The sequence below is a fragment of the Streptomyces sp. NPDC058620 genome, from assembly GCF_042717135.1.
Lineage (GTDB): Bacteria > Actinomycetota > Actinomycetes > Streptomycetales > Streptomycetaceae > Streptomyces.
On sequence record NZ_JBHXQO010000015.1, the window covers coordinates 64,903 to 83,651 of the forward strand.

At 70.9% G+C, this 18,749-nt stretch carries 13 protein-coding genes; 4 read left to right on the forward strand and 9 right to left on the reverse strand.

The genetic code is table 11. The features are described 5' to 3' along the window. Positions 1-25: 25 nt before the first annotated feature. Positions 26-1,411, forward strand: coding sequence for an AI-2E family transporter (locus ACFWSK_RS17200; protein WP_383786366.1), 1,386 nt, complete (start codon positions 26-28; stop codon positions 1,409-1,411). A 101-nt stretch (positions 1,412-1,512) separates the two neighbouring features. Here the strand turns inward: ACFWSK_RS17200 and ACFWSK_RS17205 are convergent, their stop codons facing one another. Beyond that, positions 1,513-2,046, reverse strand: a complete 534-nt coding sequence (locus ACFWSK_RS17205; protein ID WP_383786369.1) for an alkyl hydroperoxide reductase — start codon at positions 2,044-2,046, stop codon at positions 1,513-1,515. 12 nt (positions 2,047-2,058) lie between these two features. Further along, on the reverse strand, positions 2,059-2,613 hold the full coding sequence (locus ACFWSK_RS17210; protein WP_328905588.1) for a peroxiredoxin: 555 nt from the start codon (positions 2,611-2,613) through the stop codon (positions 2,059-2,061). A gap of 218 nt (positions 2,614-2,831) precedes the next feature. On the opposite strand from ACFWSK_RS17210, the gene ACFWSK_RS17215 reads away from it, so the two are divergent. Then, entirely contained in the window at positions 2,832-3,791 is a 960-nt protein-coding gene (locus ACFWSK_RS17215) for a hydrogen peroxide-inducible genes activator (RefSeq protein WP_383786372.1), read from the forward strand. Between the two features lie 31 nt (positions 3,792-3,822). On the opposite strand, the gene ACFWSK_RS17220 is transcribed toward ACFWSK_RS17215, so the two are convergent. The 3 genes from ACFWSK_RS17220 to ACFWSK_RS17230 are packed head-to-tail and all read right to left on the reverse strand — an operon-like array spanning position 3,823 to position 7,435. Beyond that, positions 3,823-6,231 carry an FtsX-like permease family protein gene (locus ACFWSK_RS17220; protein WP_383786375.1) on the reverse strand — a complete coding sequence of 803 codons (2,409 nt, stop codon included), beginning with the start codon at positions 6,229-6,231 and terminating at the stop codon, positions 3,823-3,825. Beyond that, the gene (locus ACFWSK_RS17225; protein ID WP_383786378.1) at positions 6,228-6,914 is read right to left on the reverse strand and encodes an ABC transporter ATP-binding protein; all 687 of its coding nucleotides are present in this window, start codon (positions 6,912-6,914) and stop codon (positions 6,228-6,230) included. Before ACFWSK_RS17225 ends, ACFWSK_RS17220 begins: the two co-directional genes overlap by 4 nt. Then, a complete protein-coding gene (locus ACFWSK_RS17230; RefSeq protein ID WP_383786381.1) occupies positions 6,911-7,435 on the reverse strand; it encodes a PadR family transcriptional regulator in 525 nt (174 codons plus the stop codon). Before ACFWSK_RS17230 ends, ACFWSK_RS17225 begins: the two co-directional genes overlap by 4 nt. Positions 7,436-7,678: 243 nt before the next feature. Between ACFWSK_RS17230 and ACFWSK_RS17235 the strand changes: the two genes are divergently transcribed. Beyond that, entirely contained in the window at positions 7,679-9,913 is a 2,235-nt protein-coding gene (locus tag ACFWSK_RS17235) for a transglycosylase domain-containing protein (protein WP_383786384.1), read from the forward strand. Between the two features lie 75 nt (positions 9,914-9,988). Here ACFWSK_RS17235 and ACFWSK_RS17240 read toward each other — a convergent pair whose 3' ends face one another. From ACFWSK_RS17240 to ACFWSK_RS17250, 3 genes are all read right to left on the reverse strand, one after another. Beyond that, a complete protein-coding gene (locus tag ACFWSK_RS17240; RefSeq protein WP_383786387.1) occupies positions 9,989-11,914 on the reverse strand; it encodes a SpoIIE family protein phosphatase in 1,926 nt (641 codons plus the stop codon). 296 nt (positions 11,915-12,210) lie between these two features. Continuing rightward, positions 12,211-12,906, reverse strand: a complete 696-nt coding sequence (locus ACFWSK_RS17245) for a DUF402 domain-containing protein (protein WP_383786390.1) — start codon at positions 12,904-12,906, stop codon at positions 12,211-12,213. Between the two features lie 44 nt (positions 12,907-12,950). Further along, positions 12,951-14,354, reverse strand: coding sequence for a class II fumarate hydratase (locus tag ACFWSK_RS17250; RefSeq protein ID WP_383786393.1), 1,404 nt, complete (start codon positions 14,352-14,354; stop codon positions 12,951-12,953). Positions 14,355-14,460: 106 nt separating this feature from the next. On the opposite strand from ACFWSK_RS17250, the gene ACFWSK_RS17255 reads away from it, so the two are divergent. Further along, positions 14,461-15,996, forward strand: coding sequence for a ricin-type beta-trefoil lectin domain protein (locus ACFWSK_RS17255; protein WP_383786396.1), 1,536 nt, complete (start codon positions 14,461-14,463; stop codon positions 15,994-15,996). A gap of 67 nt (positions 15,997-16,063) precedes the next feature. Here ACFWSK_RS17255 and ACFWSK_RS17260 read toward each other — a convergent pair whose 3' ends face one another. Beyond that, positions 16,064-18,712, reverse strand: a complete 2,649-nt coding sequence (locus ACFWSK_RS17260; protein ID WP_383786398.1) for an amino acid adenylation domain-containing protein — start codon at positions 18,710-18,712, stop codon at positions 16,064-16,066. Positions 18,713-18,749 lie beyond the last annotated feature (37 nt).

Here is an 18,749-nt window from a genome sequence, read left to right on the forward strand (position 1 = left end):
AGAGCGTGGGGGAGAGGGAACGATCATGTCGAAACTGCCAGGGTGGCTCGGCCGGCTCGGCGCCGAACTGACCGACATCGGTGAGCGCCTGGACCAGCGTCGTGCCGAGGCCGACGCGGAGGCCGACTCGGACGTCGGACTGAAGGACACGGTGACGGAGTACGTGCCTCCGCCTCCCTCGTACGCCCCGTCCGTCGCGGCGAAGCCCGATCCGGTCGCGGCGATTCCGTGGGGCATGCGGGTCGCGGCCGAGGCGGGCTGGCGGCTGCTCGTCCTGGCGGGCACCCTCTGGGTGCTGATGCGGATCATCAGCGCCGTGCAGCTGGTGGTCCTGGCCTTCGTCGCCGCGCTGCTCGTCACCGCGATGCTCCAGCCGACCGTGGTACGCCTGAAGCGGCTCGGCCTGCCACGCGGTCTGGCCACGGCGGTCACCGCGATCCTGGGCTTCGTCGTCATGGGTCTGGTCGGCTGGTTCGTGGTGTGGCAGGTGATGGACAACCTCGACACGCTCTCCGACCGGGTGCGCGACGGCATCGACGAGCTGAAGCGCTGGCTGCTCGACAGCCCCTTCCATGTCACCGAGTCGCAGATCAACGACATCGCGAAGAACCTCAGCGACACCATCGGCACCAACACGGAGGAGATCACCTCCGCCGGACTCCAGGGCGTCACCGTGATGGTGGAGGTCCTCACCGGGCTGCTGCTGGCGATGTTCTCGACGCTCTTCCTCCTGCACGACGGAAAGCGCATCTGGCACTGGGTGCTCAAGCTCGTGCCCACCCAGGCGAGGCCGGGCGTCGCGGGCGCCGGGCCGCGGGCCTGGCGCACGCTCACCGCCTATGTGCGGGGCACGGTGATAGTCGCGCTGATCGACGCCATCTTCATCGGGCTCGGGATCTACTTCCTCGACGTGCCGATGGCCGTGCCGCTCGCGGTGTTCATCTTCCTCTTCGCCTTCATCCCCCTCGTCGGGGCCGTGGTCTCCGGGGCGCTCGCGGTGGTCGTCTCACTCGTCACCCAGGGCGTGTTCACCGCGCTGATGGTGCTGATCGTGGTGCTCGCCGTGCAGCAGATCGAGGGCCACATCCTCCAGCCGTTCATCCTGGGACGTGCCGTGCGGGTCCATCCGCTGGCCGTCGTCCTCTCGGTCGCCGCGGGCGGGATGATCGCGGGCATCGGCGGCGCGGTGGTGGCCGTACCGCTGGTCGCCGTGACCAATACCGTGGTCGGCTACCTGCGGGCCTACGGGCAGGAGGAGTCCCGGCGGCACACGCCGGCGCCGCACGGTGCCACGGCGCACGAGCTGGCGCCGACCCCGGCCCCGGGTTCGCCGCCGAAGGCCCCGGACCTGCCTGTCGACCGCGCGCCGGAGGCACCCGGGGAGGGCCGGGCGGGCGGACCGGAGCAGTAGCAGGCGCAAGAAGGCAGTAAGAAGGGCCCCGAGGACGTAAGAAGGGCCCCGAGGACGGTCGGTCGTCCTCGGGGCCCTTCTCGTACAAGGGTACTGCGGTGTTACTCGGCGAGAACGGCCTCGGCTTCGAGGGTCACGCCGACCGCCTGGATCACCGAGGCGATCTTGACGGCTTCCTGAATGGTCTCACGGTCCACGCCGGCCTTGCGCAGCACCTGCTCGTGGGAGTCGAGGCACTGGCCGCAGCCGTTGATCGCGGAGACGGCGAGCGACCACAGCTCGAAGTCGACCTTCTCCACGCCCGGCTTGCCGATGACGTTCATCCGCAGGCCCGCACGGAGCGTCCCGTACTCCGGGTCCGACAGCAGGTGCCGGGTCCGGTAGAAGACGTTGTTCATCGCCATGATGGCCGCGGCCGACTTCGCCGCGGTGTACGCCTCGGCGGAGAGGTTGGCCTTGGCCTCCGGCTCCAGCTCGCGGAGCACCATCGGCGAGCGCGAGGCGATCGCGCAGGCGAGGACGGTGCCCCAGAGCTGCTGCTGGGGGAGTTCGCTGTTGCCGATGACCGAGCCGAGGTTCAGCTTCAGGTCCTTGGCGAAGTCCGGTATGGCGGACTTCAGTTCGTCGAGAGCCATGATCGTCTCAGCTCACTCGCCCGAGAGGAGCGCGACCGGGTCGAGGGTGTTCTCGCCCTTGGTCCAGTTGCAGGGGCACAGCTCGTCGGTCTGCAGGGCGTCGAGGACCCGCAGGACCTCCTTGGGGTTACGGCCCACGGAACCGGCGGTCACCATCGTGAACTGGATCTCGTTGTTCTGGTCGACGATGAAGACGGCGCGCTGCGCGAAGCCGTCCTCGCCCTCGATGCCGAGGTCACGCATGAGCTCGTGCTTCGAGTCGGCGAGCATCGGGAAGGGCAGGTCGGTCAGGTCCGGGTGGTCCTTGCGCCAGGCGTGGTGCACGAACTCGGAGTCACCGGAGAAGCCGAGGACCTGGGCGTCACGGTCGGCGAACTCTTCGTTCAGCTTGCCGAAGGCGGCGATCTCGGTGGGGCACACGAAGGTGAAGTCCTTCGGCCACGCGAAGACGATCTTCCACTGACCCTCGTAGGTCTTGTGGTTGATCTGCTCGAACTCCTTGCCCGCCTCCAGCGAGACACAAGCAGTCAGGTCGAACTCGGGGAACTTGTCACCGACAGTGAGCACGCGCTCTCCTTGCAGTGTAGGAATTCCCTTTTGGGGAGGTTCCTGAGGGTTGGACTGGATCCACCATGGCACAGAGTGCATTGATCACGGAAATCGCCTCCCCGGCTCGCATTGATCGCCCCACTCGATCAGTGGCGGGTTTCCGACCCTCTCCGGGGTGTGGCTCATTGATCGGTGGGGTGACTACACTCGATCGTGATGATCGGAGGTTCCTATCAATGAGCCAGGTGAACCAGGGCATCAGGCCCAAACAGCCAAGCCTGTCGCAGCTGCGCGCCTTCGCCGCCGTGGCGGAGCATCTGCACTTCCGTGACGCGGCCGCCGCGATCGGGATGAGTCAGCCCGCCCTTTCCGGAGCCGTCTCGGCGCTGGAGGAGGCACTGGGTGTCCAGCTCATCGAGCGTACGACGCGCAAGGTGCTGCTCTCGCCCGCCGGGGAGCGGCTGGCGGCGCGGACCCAGGTCGTTCTGGAGGCCGTCGGCGCGCTGATGGAGGAGGCGGAGGCCGTGCGGGCCCCGTTCACCGGAGTGCTCAGGCTCGGCGTGATCCCGACCGTCGCCCCGTATCTGCTGCCGACCGTGCTCCGGCTCGTCCACCGGCGCTACCCGGAGCTGGACCTCCAGGTCCACGAGGAGCAGACCTCCTCGCTGCTGGAGGGGCTGGCCGCCGGGCGGCTCGACCTGCTGCTGCTCGCCGTACCGCTCGGCGTGCCGGGGGTCACCGAACTGCCGCTCTTCGACGAGGACTTCGTGCTGGTCATGGAGCGGGACCACTGGCTGGGCGGGCGCGTCGACATTCCGCGCGAGGCGCTGCGCGAGCTGCCGCTGCTGCTCCTGGACGAGGGGCACTGTCTGCGTGACCAGGCCCTGGACATCTGCCGGGAGGCCGGGCGTACGCAGGGCGCGCCCGTGACGACGACGGCGGCCGGACTCTCCACCCTGGTGCAGCTGGTCGCCGGCGGGCTCGGCGTGACGCTGCTGCCGAGGACCGCGGTGACGGTGGAGGCGGGTCGCGACGACGCGCTGACGACGGGACACTTCGCGGACCCGGCACCCTCGCGGCGGGTGGCCCTGGCGATGCGCTCGGGTGCGGCCAGGCAGGAGGAGTTCGAGGAGTTCGCGGCGGCGCTGCGCGAGGCGATGGAGACGCTTCCGGTGCGGGTGGCCGGACAGGCGTGAAGGCCCGGCCCGTCCGGCCACCGTGCTCCGGTCACTCGGTGCGCAGACCGTCCGGGCGCATCAGGCGCCACAGCGGTGGCAGGCTGAGCAGCGTCACCACGGCGATCATCGCCGCACCCACCCCCACCAGGGGCAGGAAGATCAGCCAGTCGGTGATCTCCTTGTCGATCAGGTGGAGCATCACCCTGCCGAGGCCGACACCGCCGATGACGGCGAGCGCGGTGCCGAGGACGACCGGGATCGCGGTCTGCCACAGGACCGACCAGGCGAGTGTCGAGCGGCGCGTACCGAAGGCGACCAGGACCGACAACAGCTTCCTGCGCTCCCGCAGTTGCTCGATCTGCGAGACCAGCATGGAGGCCGCGATCAGGATCATGGTGGCGGTCGCCCCCACGAACAGACCGGTGCGGATGCTGTCGTACTGCTTGTCCCGCTGCGTCATCTGGTAGGTCCAGATCCGCAGGGACGGATCCATCAGATACGCGGTGTTGCGGACGTGTTCCTGGGCGTCGGGGACGCCCTCGTCCGTCTGGATCTGCGCCGTCGTCGAGGCGCTCGGCAGCTTGGCAGCGTCCAGGGCGCCGGGCGTCACGAAGATGCCGTGGCGCTCCTCGCCCGCCGGGTCCTTCCTGGGCGTCACCGTGCGGGCGTCCTTCGGGATCGTCCACAGCTGCGGCTTGAGCTTCTCCGAGCCCTCGTCCCTGTACCACTCGTTGAGATCGACCTGCTTGCCGGGACGGGCGACCTTCGTCACCCAACCCGCGTCCTTGTTCTCCTCGGTGTGCGAGATGAAGACGTCGCCGTCCTCGCAGCCGGGCAGATGTGCCAGCTCGCGCAGAGTGGCGCAGGTGCCGTAGGTCACCGGCGCGCCCTCCGGGTCGCCCCACTCGTCGAGCGCTCCGGCGCCGAGCACATAGGAGTCGATGGTGCCGATGACTCGCTTCACGCCCTCCGTGGCCCGGAACTCCTTGATCATGCGCTCGGCGAGGGCGCCGTTGGCGGACTCCGTCGCGACACCCATCTGGGCGCGCTTCGGGTCCTGGCCCGTCGTCGTGTTGAAGTCGTCGTTGATGCCGACGAAGTACATCTGGAGCGCGATCCCGCCGGCCACCGCGACCGTGATGCCGCTCACCGCGCGCGTCGCCGCGGTGCTGTTCAACTGGAGCCTGCGGACAGCGAGTTGCCAGGGCACCGGGCCGCCGCGCAGCCGGGCGACGACCGACTCGACCAACCAGGGGAGCAGGGTGACCATGCCGAGCAGGATCAGGATGATCCCGGCCGCGACGGCGGCCAGGTCGAGCACCGTGCTGTCGCCGCCGACGATGTCCGAGAACAGCAGCAGCACCACACCGATGACCGGCATCGGCAGCCGCCACCTCAGCCGGCGCTTGCGGGAACGCCCCTGCCGTACGACACCGAGCGGCTCGATCGCCACGGAGCGCAGCGCGAACAGGGTGACCAGGACCGCACACACCGGTACGGCCAGCACGATCAGCACGGCGAGACCGGGCATCGGGGCGAGGTCGGAGGGGAACGCCGAGATCCGCCAGAACTGCACCATGCCGATGAACTGACGCCCCACGAGGAAGAACAGGACTCCGAAGAGCAGTCCGACCCCGGTGCCGAACAGGGACTCACCGGCAGCGGCCCGCCGGGTCATCCGGATGTCCGCGCCGACGAGACGCAGCGCGGCGAGCCGGCGGTCGCGTCGTTCGCCGCCGAACCGGACGGCGGTGGCGATGAAGATCGCGACGGGGACCAGCAGGACGACGCAGATCAGGATGATGAGGATGATGAGGACGGGGTTCATCGGTTCCCCGGGCAGCTGATTGCCGCCGAACTGGGCGGTCCGCCCGCCGCCCTTCTGCGTGATGGTGTCGCTGCCGGCGTACATGTACAGGTCGTGCGGATCGCTCAGCCCCTCGTCGGCGATCGTCCCGACGATCCGGAACTTCAGACGCTCCTTGAGCAGTTTGCCTTCGGGGGATTGCAGCAGGTCCTTCAGTGCGGGCGAGACGACCATCTCGCCGGGCCCGGGGATTCTGTCGACGCCCGGCGGTATCGGCGGGCGCGCGCCGTCGGGGCGCAGGAAGAAGCCGCCGACCGAGTCGCCGCGGTACTCGGACGAGGCGTCGTCGTAGACCAGGGTGTCGTCGCCGGGCGCCAGGGGCGCGTCGTGGTTGGTGAAGTTGGGTGCGCGGCCCGCGGTGCGGTCGGACCGGTTGTCCAGGAGATTCGGTACGGAGGAGGCGACGAGGAGCAGGGTGACGCCGAGGCCCACGCCGACGGCCGTGAGGAGGGTGCGGATCCAGCCCTCGCGCCCGCCGCCGACCGCGAAGCGGATGCCGAGGCCGAGGTCGTGTATCCAGCCCGACCCCTTCCCCGGCGCCTTCGTGGAGCCGGCCGCTTCCTCGGTGCTCCGTTCTTCCAGCACTGTCATCCCGTGTACTCCAGGTCCCGGGACTTTCCGTCGCGTACGACGATCTCGCGGTCCGAGTAGGCGGCGACCCGCGCCTCGTGGGTGACGAGGACGACGGCGGTACCGGAGGACCGGGCCGCGTCCGTGAGCAGCTCCATCACGAGCTCGCCGTTGAGCGAGTCGAGGGCGCCGGTGGGCTCGTCGGCGAAGAGCACTCTGGGGCCGGCGGCGAGGGCGCGGGCGACGGCGACGCGCTGACCCTGCCCGCCGGACACCTCTCCGGGCCGCTTCTGTCTCAGATCGTCGACCTGAAGGCGCTCCATCCAGCCGAGGGCCTCGCGCTCGGCCTCCTTGCGCTTCACGCCGTTGAGGCGGAGGGGAAGGGCGACGTTCTCCACGCAGGTCAGCTCAGGTACGAGCTGGCCGAACTGGAACACGAACCCGAACTCGCTGCGACGCAGGGCGCTGCGCTCGGCGTCGGACAGGGTGGAGAGCTCGCGCCCGTCGTACGTGATCGTCCCGCTGTCCGGGGTGACGATCCCGCCGAGGCAGTGCAGCAGCGTCGACTTCCCGGAGCCGGAGGGGCCCATGACGGCGACGACCTCGCCCGGGTGGATGGAGAACGACGCCCCGTCGAGTGCGGGGGTGGGCCCGTAGGTCTTGCGCAGATCGCGGGCGTCGAGCAGGGAACCTTCGGGAGTCATGGACGTACCTCCGCGGCGAGCTGTTCCAGGCGCGCGGTGGTCAGTTCCAGCCAGCGCAGATCGGCTTCCAGGTGGAACAGCGCGTGGTCGCAGATCAGCTGGTCGGCGAGGTCGCCCCTGCGCTTGCGGTCGGTGAGGACCCGCATCAGGCGCAGGTGCTCGGTGCGCTGGGAGTCCAGCAGCTGGGCGGCGCTGCGGCCGGTGAGCAGGGCCAGGACGACCTTGGTGTACAGGGTCGACTGCAGGTACGGTTCCGGCTTCTCCGGGTGGGCGAGCCAGGCGGCCACGTCCGTGATCCCGGCGTCCGTGATGGCGTACCGCTTGCGTTCGGGACCACCCTCGCTCTCGACCCCGTCGACGACGACGAGCCCGTTCTTCAGCAGCCGGGACATGGTCGAGTAGACCTGTCCGTAGTGCAGAGGGCGGTCGTGGCCGAACTTCTCGTCGAACGTGCGTTTGAGGTCGTAGCCGTGGCGGGGGCCGGACTCGAGGAGTCCCAGGAGGGTGTGACCGATTGACATGGGAGGGACTATACATGCGGTGTATACGCAGGGTGCATACGAGGGTGACGCGTCCCGCCCGTATCCGTGGATTCCCCTGTCCTCGCAACCCTTCTTGCCCTTCATGAGTCGGTTCCTAGGGAAACGGGTGCTGATTGTCACGTCCGGAAAAGACCGGATCGCTTGCATTTCGTCCGACCCGACGGTGTTAGCTGGCGGGAACGGTTGAAGCCGGTCGAGCAGAGAAACGGGAGCACTACAGCGATGGGTCGAGCGGATGCGCGACGAGGCCAGGTGCGAGAAGCGCGCCGGGCCGGGAGGAGCGGCGGCATACGCGGACTCTTCACCTGGCGGAAACTGCTGGGCACGTTCTTCGGGTTCTGCCTGCTGGTCATGGGCGCCTTCCTGGCGCTCTACGTCTACGTGGACGTGCCCGCGGCCAACGCCACGGCCAACAAGCAGAGCAACGTCTACAAGTACAGCGACGGCACACTGCTTGCGCGCGCGGGCGAGGTCAACCGCGAGATCGTCGACCTCGCCGAGGTCCCCGAGGACGTACAGAAGGCTTTCGTCGCGGCCGAGAACAAGACCTTCTACCAGGACCAGGGCGTCGACCTGAAGGGCACCACGCGCGGGCTGTTCAACACGCTGTCCGGCAAGGGCAAGCAGGGTGGTTCGACGATCACCCAGCAGTACGTGAAGAACTACTACCTGACGCAGGACCCGACCATCAGCCGCAAGCTGAAGGAACTGGTGATCTCTCTCAAGGTCGACCAGAAGATGAGCAAGGAAGACATCCTCGCCGGGTACATGAACACCGCGTACTACGGCCGCGGCGCGAGCGGCGTCCAGGCCGCCGCGCAGGCGTACTACGGGGTCGACGCCAAGGATCTCAGCCTCTCCCAGGGCGCCTACCTCGCCTCGCTGCTCCAGGCCCCCAGCCAGTACGACTGGGCGGCCGCCTCGCCGACCGGCAAGAAGCTCGTCTCCGAGCGCTGGGGATACACGCTCGACAACATGGTCGAGAAGGGCTGGCTCGACGCCTCGAAGCGCGCCGGGATGAACTTCACCGTCCCGCAGCAGCCCAAGGCGGCCCCCGGCATGGAGGGCCAGACCGGCTATCTCGTCGAGGCGGCCAACGAGGAGCTGGAGCGCCAGGGCATCTCCGAGGAGGCCATCGAGGCCGGCGGCTGGACGATCACGCTCAACATAGACAAGAAGCGTCAGAAGGAGCTGGAGAAGGCGGTCGACCGGCAGCTGGAGTCCAAGCTCGACCGCGAGGGCAACAGGACCGACGCCACGGTCCAGGCCGGCGCCACCTCCGTGAACCCCAAGAACGGCGAGGTCGTCGCGCTGTACGGCGGCGTCAGCGCCACCCAGCACTGGATCTCCAACGCCACCCGCCAGGACTACCAGCCGGCCTCCACCTTCAAGCCGCTGGTGCTCGCCTCCGCGCTGGAGAACGGGTCGAAGACCCAGGACGGCAGGCTGATCGGCCTCGACACCGTCTACGACGGCACCAGCAGGCGGCCCGTCGTCGGCAGCGACATCCCGTTCAAGCCGCAGAACGAGGACGGCCGCAGCTACGGCGACATCAGCGTCCAGACGGCGATGGACAGGTCGGTCAACTCGGTCTTCGCGCAGATGGTCGTCGACGTGTCGCCCACCACCGTGAAGCAGACCGCCCTCGACCTGGGCATGCCGGACAAGGGATTCCCCGCGGTCCCCTCGATCACCCTGGGCACCATGAACGCCTCGACCTGGGACATGGCCGGTGTGTTCGCGACCCTCGACAACCACGGCAAGAAGGTCAACCCGCACATCATCAAGTCGGCCGAGCACCGGGACCGCACGGCGGCACCGGTCGACGGCACCGGCGGCCAGGCGATCAGCCGCAAGACCGCGGACACCGTGACCAGGTCGCTCACCGGAGTCGTGGACAACGGCTCCGGACACGAGGCCGACACCTCGGCCTTCGACGCGGCGGGCAAGACCGGCACGTCCGAGAACAACAAGGCCGCCTGGTTCGCCGGCTACACCCCGGAGCTCACCACGGTCGTCGCGCTCTACGGCGAGTCCGCCAAGGCCGGCGGCGAGCAGGTCACGCTGACCGGCACGGCCAACTCGGGCCGGGCCAACGGCGGCGGCTTCCCGGCGAAGATATGGGCCGACTACACGCTCGCCGCGCTGAACGGCGGCTCGACCGCCACCTTCGACCTGGAGGACGTCGAGCGCGGTGAATCGGGCATCACGCAGGCCCCCACCACGGCGCCGGCCGAGACCGAGGAGCCCGAGGAGACGGAGCCGCCCGAGACCGAGTCACCGTCCCCGTCGTCGAGCGCGCCCGTCACGCAGAGCCCGTCGACGCAGCCGCCGCCCAGCCGGACGACACCGCCCACGCCCAGCGAGTCGACGACCGTACCGACCGAGCCGGTCGACCCGGTCGACCCACCGGACGAACGGCCTGGCCGTGACGAGGACAGCCTGCCCGGCCAGTGAGCGGGGAACAGCGCTGAGTGCGTGAAGGGAGGGGCGGGGCCCGCGGGCACCGCCCCTCCCTTCACGCATTGCCTCTTACTGGCTCCGGGTGGACATCTCGAACCAGACCACCTTGCCGGTCGAGAGCCGGGTGGCTCCCCACCGCCTGGCCAGACGGTTCACCAGGAACAGACCGCGGCCGCCCTCGTCCGTCTCCCTGGCCCGCCGCTGCCTGGGCAGCTGCGGGGAGTCGTCGCCGACCTCGCAGCGCAGGATGTCCGTGCGCAGGAGGCGCAGGGTCACCGGCCGCTCCGCGTACCGCACGGCGTTGGTCACCACCTCACTGACCAGCAGTTCCACCTCGTCCGACAGCTCGTCGAGGCCCCACCGGCTGAGCGCCCTGCGGGCCAGCTTGCGGGCCCGGCCCGGTGCCTCGTTCTCCGGCTCCAGGAACCAGTACGCGACATCGCTGGGCGCGATCCCGTCGAAGCGGGCGGCGAGCAGTGCGATGTCGTCGTCCCGGTCGCCGGGACCGAGCATGTCGAGCACGTCGTCGCAGAGCGCCTCCAGCGGAGGCGCGTGGTCGGGACCGGTCAGCCGGGCGGTGGCGGCGAGCCGCTCCCGCAGCTGCTCGATGCCGGTCCACACGTCCCGCAGCCGGGACTCGACCAGACCGTCCGTGTACAGCAGGAGCGTGGCGCCCGCGGGCGCGTCCAGTTCCACGGCCTCGAAGTCGACCCCACCGACACCGATCGGGGCGCCGGGCGGCACCCGGAGCACCTCGGCCCGGCCGCCCAGGTGGAGCAGGACGGGCGGCGGGTGGCCGGCGTTGGCGATGGTGATCCGGTGCGCGACCGGGTCGTACACCGCGTACAGGCAGGTCGCCATGCGGTCGCTGCCGAGCCGCTGCGCCTGCTCGTCGAGGTGGTGCAGCACCTCCTGCGGCGGCAGGTCGAGCCCGGCCAGGGTCTGCGCGGTCGTGCGCAGCTGGCCCATGATCGCGGCAGAGGTCATGGAGTGGCCCATGACGTCACCGACGACGAGCGCCACGCGGCTGCCGGGCAGCGGGATCGCGTCGTACCAGTCGCCGCCGACCCTGGCCGTCTCGGCGGCCGGGAGGTACCGGGAGGCGAGGCGGACGCCGGTCGGCTGCGGCAGCGAATCGGGCAGCATGGTGCGCTGGAGCTCGTCCGCGATGTACGCCTCGCGGCCGTACAGCACGGCCTTGTCGATGCCGAGCGCGGTGTGCGTCGCCAACTGGGCAGCGACCAGCAGGTCGTTGGCCTCGAACGCCGGGCGTTCGGTGCCGCGCAGGAAGACGGCCGCGCCGATGACCCGCCGCCGCCCGCGCAGCGGCGCCAGGATCGCGCGGTGTCCGGTGGGCACGGCACGTCCGGCCCCGAGCAGTTCGGGCAGCGCTGCGCGCGCTGCCGCGGAGTCCCCGAAGACGGGCCGTACTCCGCGCAGCACCTCGGCCAGCGCTCCGCCCGAGCGGACCTCGCACAGTTCGGCCGCGGGCATCAGGTCGGACTGGGGGTCGGCGCCGGGCAGCCGGAGACGCTCGGTCTCCGGGCTGTTCTCATTCTCCTCGTCGGGTAAACGCAGCCGGTCGGTACGGCGCAGCCGCAGCACGAACGGGGAGACGGGGCGCTCGTCGCCCACCGGGAGCGGGTCGCGGAGGTAGACGAGTATCGCGTCGGAGAAGGTCGGCACGCTGGCCCGGCAGAGGCCGAGGACGATCTCGTCCAGGTCTATGCCCCGGGCGATACGGCGGGTCGCCGCCCCAACGAAGCGCAGCCGGTCACCTTCGCGACGGGCCGCCGCCTGGGCGTCCGCCGCCGTCGGATTCGACGAGGCGTGCGGTACGGGATTCGGCCCGGGGTTCGGCGCGGCGGCCGGTCCGGGGATCGCGGCGGTGGCAGGGGTCGCGGTCGCGGCGTCCTGCTGCCGCGGCCGGGTGCGCTCCTGAGACCGGGCCGCGAGGGGCTGCCGGCCTTCGTGGGAGGTGGGATGCTCCGTCACGCGTGGGATTCCGTCCGTCCGGGCCGGTTGTATGAGGCAGTGACCTCGTGGGGCGCTACTGTGCCCCGGCAAGAGCGGTAAGAACAACGGCTGTCACCGGATGCCCCCGTGGGCGGGGCCGAAACCGGCTGCTCACGATCTGGTGTGGTGACATCGTTTCCCGCGAAGGGACGGCGGACAGCGAGCACGTCTCCACCCCCTCGTAGTGGTTCATGCGAGCGTGCGGCCCGCTCCGGGCTGTGCGCCCAGTGCGGTTCGTACGGTTCGTGCGTCGACTTGTGGTCGCTCCAAGGATCTCACGACGGCATATGGGCCGGGGTGCGGTCCCAGTCATCCGGCAGAGGGGGTACCTGCCAGTGCGGCTCCGGCCGCCAGTGCTCCCAGCCGTCCCGGAACGGCGTCCCCCACTCCTGGATGACCTCGACGGCCGCGCGGCCCGCCTCCCGCACCCGCGCCGCGGTGGCCCGGTCCATCAGACCGACCCGCTGCGCCTGGGCGAACTCGTCCTCGTCGAGCCACCGCCAGCTGCGGTCGGGGTTCACGGAGATGTCGAGGAAGTGGTCCTCGGAGTCGACGCCGCCGGACCAGCGCAGGAGCGGCTCCTCCAGATTCACGTACCAGTTGCGGAAGGTCCAGCCGCGGTCCCAGAACAGCCACACCGACCAGGGGTCGCCGGGCCGGGCCAGCTTCAGCACGCCGGTGCCGAACCACGTCGAGCGGGCCGTGGTGCGCGGCGCGGTGTAGCGGGTGGCGAGCGGTTCGGCGTGTACCTGGGTGCCGTCGGCGAGGACCGGTCTCACACACTCGGTGCCCGGTGCCATCCAGACGGCGAGCAGCTCGTCGGTGTCCTGGACGACGGTGACCGGACGGCAGATGTGCACGGCACACCGGCCGTTCCCGTCGCCGTCGCCGCGGTCACTGCCACCGTTGTCGCGGTAGCGCCAGAGGATCTGGTCCCCGGGCGCCCAGCGCACCTCTCCCGTACCTGCCATGAAGAGATCTTAGAGATCCGGCCGCCCGCTCGCTGCGATACGCGTCACGGGCGGGTCATGCGCAACACGTCCAGGGCCTCGTCGAGTTGTTCCACCGTGAGGTCGCCGCGCTCGACATATCCCGAGGCCAGCACCGTTTCGCGGATGGTCGTGCCCTGAGCGAGGGACTTCTTGGCGACCTTCGCCGCCTCCTCGTAACCGATGTACTTGTTCAGCGGGGTGACGACGGAGGGCGAGGACTCCGCGTACATGCGGGCCCGTTCCACGTTGGCCGTGATGCCGTCGACCGTGCGGTCGGCGAGGAGGCGGGAGGCGTTGGCGAGCAGCCGTACCGACTCCAGCAGGTTCCTCGCGATCACGGGCAGCATGACGTTGAGTTCGAAGTTGCCCGCGGCGCCCGCGGTGGCGACCGTGGCGTCGTTCCCCATGACTTGCGCCGCGACCATCAGCACGGCTTCGGGGATGACCGGATTGACCTTGCCCGGCATGATCGACGAGCCCGGCTGGAGGTCGGGCAGGTTGATCTCGGCCAGTCCGGTGCGGGGGCCCGAGGCCATCCAGCGCAGATCGTTGGAGATCTTCGTCAGGGAGACCGCGATCGTGCGGAGCTGCCCGGATGCCTCGACCAGTCCGTCGCGGGCCCCCTGTGCCTCGAAGTGGTCGCGTGCCTCGGTGAGCGGCAGCCCGGTGGTGCGGGCGACCTCGGCGATGACGGCGGCGGAGAAGCCGGGCGGGGTGTTGATGCCCGTGCCCACCGCCGTACCGCCCAGGGGCAGTTCGGCCAGGCGGGGCAGGGCGGACCGCAGGCGCTCGACGCCGTAACGGATCTGCGCCGCGTAGCCGCCGAACTCCTGGCCCAGGGTGACGGGTGTGGCGTCCATCAGGTGCGTACGGCCCGACTTCACGACCTCCGCGAATTCGGCCGATTTTCGCTCCAGCGCGGTCGCCAGATGGTCGAGCGCGGGGATCAGGTCCGCGGTGACGGCGGCGGTCGCGGCGATGTGGATGGAGGAGGGGAAGACGTCGTTGGACGACTGCGAGGCGTTGACGTGGTCGTTGGGGTGGACCTCGCGTCCCAGCCGCTCGGTGGCGAGCGTGGCGACGACCTCGTTTGTGTTCATGTTGGATGAGGTGCCGGACCCCGTCTGGAACACGTCGATGGGGAAGTGCTCGTCCCAGCGGCCTTCGGCGACCTCGGCGGCGGCCTCCTGGATCGCGCCGGCGATGTCCGGGTCGAGGACCTTCAGCTCAGCGTTGACCTTGGCGGCGGCCGCCTTGATCCGGGCCAGGGCCTCGATGTGGGCGCGCTCCAGGCGCTGCCCCGAGATGGGGAAGTTCTCCACCGCGCGCTGGGTCTGGGCCCGCCACTTGGCGTGCGCGGGGACCTTCACCTCCCCCATCGAATCGTGCTCGGTGCGGTACTGCGGGGTGCCTGATGAGCCGTCCATGTTTCAAACCTCCTGAAGAAGATGAGCACTTGTCTTGTTCTACGTATTCCCTTGTCGCCTACCGGCCAGTAAATACCTGGGGTAACCCCACAATCCGGGAGGCGCAATGAGGCGCACCAGGCACAGACTTCGCGCACTTCGCTGTACGGTCGCGGCTGCCGCCGCGCTCGCGGCGACCGTCGGCTCCATGACCGTCGCCGGACCGGCGGGCGCGACGGAGATCCGTACCACCACTACCGCATCCACCCCGCTCCCGCCCGATCTCGAAGCCGTCCGGGCAGCGGAGGCCACCCAGCTGTACGGCAGCCCCGCCGAGCGGCCGCTCGCCGACCGCAAGACCGGGCTGATCTCGCTCGGCGACAGCGAGATCTCCGGCGAGGGCGTCGGCACGTACGAATCCGGCACCAACGGCCCGGACAACTGGTGCCACCGGTCGCCCGACGCGGCCATCCACCGCACGGGCATCGCGGCGGACGTCACGTACAACGTCTCCTGCTCCGGCGCCTATACCGGGAACATCAGAATCGGAGGTTCCAAGCAGTACGCCGACGAGCTGGTCCAGAGCGACAGCCTCGCCGTGAAGGCCCGCAACACCCGGATCAAGATGATCGTCCTGGTGGCCGGGGCCAACGACGACCTCCAGTTCGGCCCGGTCATGACCGACTGCGTCGTGCGCTATCTCACCCTCCAGGGTCCCTGCGAGTCCAAGTACGCGGGCGGCTGGCAGGCCCGCGTCGACGCGCTCGTCCCCAAGGTCGAACAGACCGTGCGCGACCTGCGCACCGTCATGACGGACGCCGGCTACGCCAACGGCGACTACAAGCTCGTCGTCATGGGCTACCCGAGCCCGATCGGTCCCGACTTCCGGGACAACCCGGACTTCCCCGGAAAGATCGCCTGCGGCGGTCTGGGATACGACTCCGACACGGTCTGGGGCCGCAACACCGCCGTACCCGCCTTCCAGGTGGGCATGCGCAGGGCGGCCGCCTCCACGGGCGCCGTCTACCTCGACAACTCCCGTCTCTTCCACGGCCACGAGGTCTGCACCCAGAGCGCCTGGGCCCGCGGCCTGTACATCGACGTGACCAAGCCGGGTCTCCCGGACGCGAATTCGGTACGTCAGTCCTTCCACCCCAACCTGGCCGGGCACGGGGCCTTCGCCTCCTGCCTCACCCAGATGTACAACTCCGGGGCCCGTGAGGCGAGCTGCGCCGACCCGGCGAGCGCCGGCAGGCCGGTGCTCCAGCCGGTCGCCTGGGACGACGTGTTCGACCCGCTGAAGAACGAGGCCACCGGAACGTGCGTGGACGTCCCGGCGTCGGTGACCCGCAACGGCACCGGGGTCACCGGCTGGGACTGCCACGGCGGCCGGAACCAGGACTGGTGGTACGACGCCGTCGAGCGGGCGGTGCGTACGGAACTCAGCCACGACCGCTGCCTGGACGTGCCGGGCGCGGAGTACCGGGCGGGCGCCGCGCTCGTCCTGTGGGACTGCTCGGGTGCGGCGAACCAGAAGTTCGTTAAGGAGTCGGGCACGCTGCGCCCGGCGGCCGCCACCGGGCTCTGCCTGACGCTCGCGTCGGCGAAGGACCCGCTGAGGCTCCAGGCGTGCAACGGCGGGGCCGCGCAGCGTTTCGCGTAGTCCGCCGACCGGGAAGGGGGCGGCCGAGGTCTCGCGGTCGCCCCCTTCCGCCGCGCCGGCCGCGGGGTCAGGGGGCCAGTGCCTCGCTGAGCGTCCGTATGGTCGGGGTCAGATACAGCTGGCGCAGGGGGACCGGGGGCAGACCGCGTTCCCGGGCGGCCGTGCCGATCCGGATCGCGTACAGCGAATTGCCGCCCAGGTCCCAGAAGTTGTCGTCCGGGCCGATCGCCGGGACGCCCAGGACCTCCTGCCACACCTCGGTGAGCACCGCCGCCGGTCCGGTGTCCCGCGCGGGGGCGGGGGCCGGCGCCGGAGCGGGGTGCCGGGGGGCCGGCAGCCGGGCGGGGTCGAGTTTGCCGTTCACGGTGAGGGGGAGCCGGGGCAGGGCCGTCACCGTGGCGGGCAGCATGTGGGACGGGAGCAGGCGCGCGGCCCGGTGGCGTACGGGAGCGGTGCCGCCGTCCGCGTCCGGGGCCAGGACCACGTACGCGTCGATGCGGACGGCCGCGGCGTCGCCCTCTTCGTGACCGGTGACCGTCACCGCGGCCGCCGTCACCGCCGGGTCCTCCAGGAGGGCGTGACGGATCTCGTCGGGCTCGATGCGAAAGCCCCGTACCTTCACCTGGTCGTCGATCCGGCCCAGGTGTTCCAGGGTGCCGTCGGGGAGCAGCCGGCCCAGGTCCCCGCTGCGGTACAGCCGGCCCCCGTGCCAGGGGTCGGGGACGAACCGTTCGGCGGTGAGGGCGGGCCGGTGCAGATACCCGTCGGCGACACCCTCACCGCCGACGTGGATCTCACCGGGGGCGCCCGGGGGCACGGGGCGGCCCCGGGGGTCGAGGACGTGGACGTGCCGGCCGGGCAGGGGGCGGCCGACGGACCGGGAGCCCTCCATCGCCGCGCGGCGGGTGAGCGTCTGGGCGGTCACGTGGACCGTCGTCTCCGTGATGCCGAACATGTTGACCAGCCGGCAGCGGTCCTCCGGCCGGCGGTCGAACCACAAGCGCAGGGGCCGGGTGTCCAGGGGCTCGCCGCCCAGCACGACCAGGCGGAGGGGCAGTTCGCCGCCGGCGTCCCGGTCGGCCGCCATGAACTGGGTGAACGCCGAGGGGGTCTGGCTGAGCACGGTGACCCCCTCGCGGACCACCAGGGCGTGGAAGTCCGCGGGGGAGCGCGTCGTCCAGTGGTCGACGACGACCAGGCGTCCGCCCGTGAGCAGGGTGCCCCAGATCTCCCAGACGGAGAAGTCGAACGCCGCCGAGTGGAAGAACGTCCAGGTGTCGGCGGGGGTGAGCCCGAAGTCCTCGCGGGTGGCGTCGACGAGCGCGGTCACATGGGCGTGCGGGACCACGACGCCCTTGGGGCGGCCAGTCGAGCCCGAGGTGTGGATGACGTAGGCGGGGGACGTGGGCGGGCCCGTCGGCGGGCGGGGGTGTGCGGGGTGGCCGGTGAGCGGGGCGGTGTCGTCGACGGTCAGGCGGAGCCCGGCGTCCTCGGCGGTGCGGGTGCGGCGGTCGGCCGGATGGTCCGGGTCCAGCGGTACGTACACCGCGTCCGCCTTCAGGACCGCGAGCATCGTCGCCACCAGGTCCGTCGAGCGGGGCAGGCAGATGCCCACGAGGTCCCCGGGGGCGACGCCCGCGGCGTGCAGCCCGGCGGCCAGTTCGTCGGCGCGGGCGTTCAGCTCCCGGTACGTGAGCGTGGTACCGGCGCAGGTGAGGGCGGGGGCGTCCGGGTGGGAGGCGGCCCGCTCGGCGAAGCGCTCGTCGATGCGGCGGGGGGTGCGGGGCTCGGCGGGGGCGCCGCGGCCCAGGGCGAGCTGGGCGGCGGCCTCCTCGTCGCCGAGCGGGTACAGCTCGGCGAGAGGGGTGCCGGGGGGAAGGGAGAGGAGCTGGTCCCGTACGCGGAGCACCTGGCGTGCGAAGCCGGTGGTGGCGGACGCAGTGGCGTCGGTGGTGTCCGCGTCGTGCGGGAGGGTGCGGGCGTAGGGCCGCTCGGTGTACGGCAGGACGGTGACCGCCTCCAGCCCGGCGGCCGGTCCCGGGTCGACGATGCCGACGGCCGGTGCGGGGCCGTCCGGGAAGGGGGAGAGCGGGGTGGCGAGGAGGTCCCCGATGGTGCGGCCCTCGGTGAGGTCCGCCGCGAAGACCGCCCGCCCGGCGAAGGCCCCCAGGGTGCGCGGCGGGCGGCCGGGAGCGGGGACGGGGACGCCCACGGGGACGTACGACAGGCCCTCGTACCGCCCCGCGACGACCGCGAGCGCGGCCATGAGCGAGCGCATCGCGGGGTCGGGGTGCGGGGCCGGGGCGACCCCGGTCCGGGGGGCCGGGGTGCCTGCCGGGTTCGGGGTGTCTGCCCGGGGGCGTACGTCATGGGGGCCCAGTTCTCCCCGCAGCACCCCGGCGATCAGCCACAGGGACGGCGGGTCCAGCTCCTCCGCGTCCGCGACCAGGACCAGGTCGGCTGCGCCCCCGTCCTCGTACCGCAGGAACAGGGCGCGCAGCCGGTGGCCGGGGGCGAGGGGCCGGTGGGTCTCCGTGGCGAGCCTGCCGAGGGCGGCCGGGGAGTCCGCGGGCGCGCGGACGGAGTCCGTCCACAGGCGGGGGCGCGGGCCCTCGGGCCACCACAGCTCCGCCGCCGCAGTGAGCGCGGCGGCCGGCCGGGCGTCCGTCGCGCCCCGCGGGAGGCGGACGGTCAGCGCGTGGCGGGCAGAGGGCACGTACGTACTCCTTGTCGTGCGGCAGGGACCGAGGATG

What these genes read in the sequence shown, in the direction of transcription:
- ACFWSK_RS17200 (WP_383786366.1), top strand. Translation starts at nt 26, where the DNA reads ATGTCGAAACTGCCAGGGTGGCTCGGCCGGCTCGGCGCCGAACTGACC.
- ACFWSK_RS17205 (WP_383786369.1), bottom strand. Translation starts at nt 2,046, where the DNA reads ATGGCTCTCGACGAACTGAAGTCCGCCATACCGGACTTCGCCAAGGAC.
- ACFWSK_RS17215 (WP_383786372.1), top strand. Translation starts at nt 2,832, where the DNA reads ATGAGCCAGGTGAACCAGGGCATCAGGCCCAAACAGCCAAGCCTGTCG.
- ACFWSK_RS17220 (WP_383786375.1), bottom strand. Translation starts at nt 6,231, where the DNA reads ATGACAGTGCTGGAAGAACGGAGCACCGAGGAAGCGGCCGGCTCCACG.
- ACFWSK_RS17225 (WP_383786378.1), bottom strand. Translation starts at nt 6,914, where the DNA reads ATGACTCCCGAAGGTTCCCTGCTCGACGCCCGCGATCTGCGCAAGACC.
- ACFWSK_RS17230 (WP_383786381.1), bottom strand. Translation starts at nt 7,435, where the DNA reads ATGTCAATCGGTCACACCCTCCTGGGACTCCTCGAGTCCGGCCCCCGC.
- ACFWSK_RS17235 (WP_383786384.1), top strand. Translation starts at nt 7,679, where the DNA reads ATGGGTCGAGCGGATGCGCGACGAGGCCAGGTGCGAGAAGCGCGCCGG.
- ACFWSK_RS17245 (WP_383786390.1), bottom strand. Translation starts at nt 12,906, where the DNA reads ATGGCAGGTACGGGAGAGGTGCGCTGGGCGCCCGGGGACCAGATCCTC.
- ACFWSK_RS17250 (WP_383786393.1), bottom strand. Translation starts at nt 14,354, where the DNA reads ATGGACGGCTCATCAGGCACCCCGCAGTACCGCACCGAGCACGATTCG.
- ACFWSK_RS17255 (WP_383786396.1), top strand. Translation starts at nt 14,461, where the DNA reads ATGAGGCGCACCAGGCACAGACTTCGCGCACTTCGCTGTACGGTCGCG.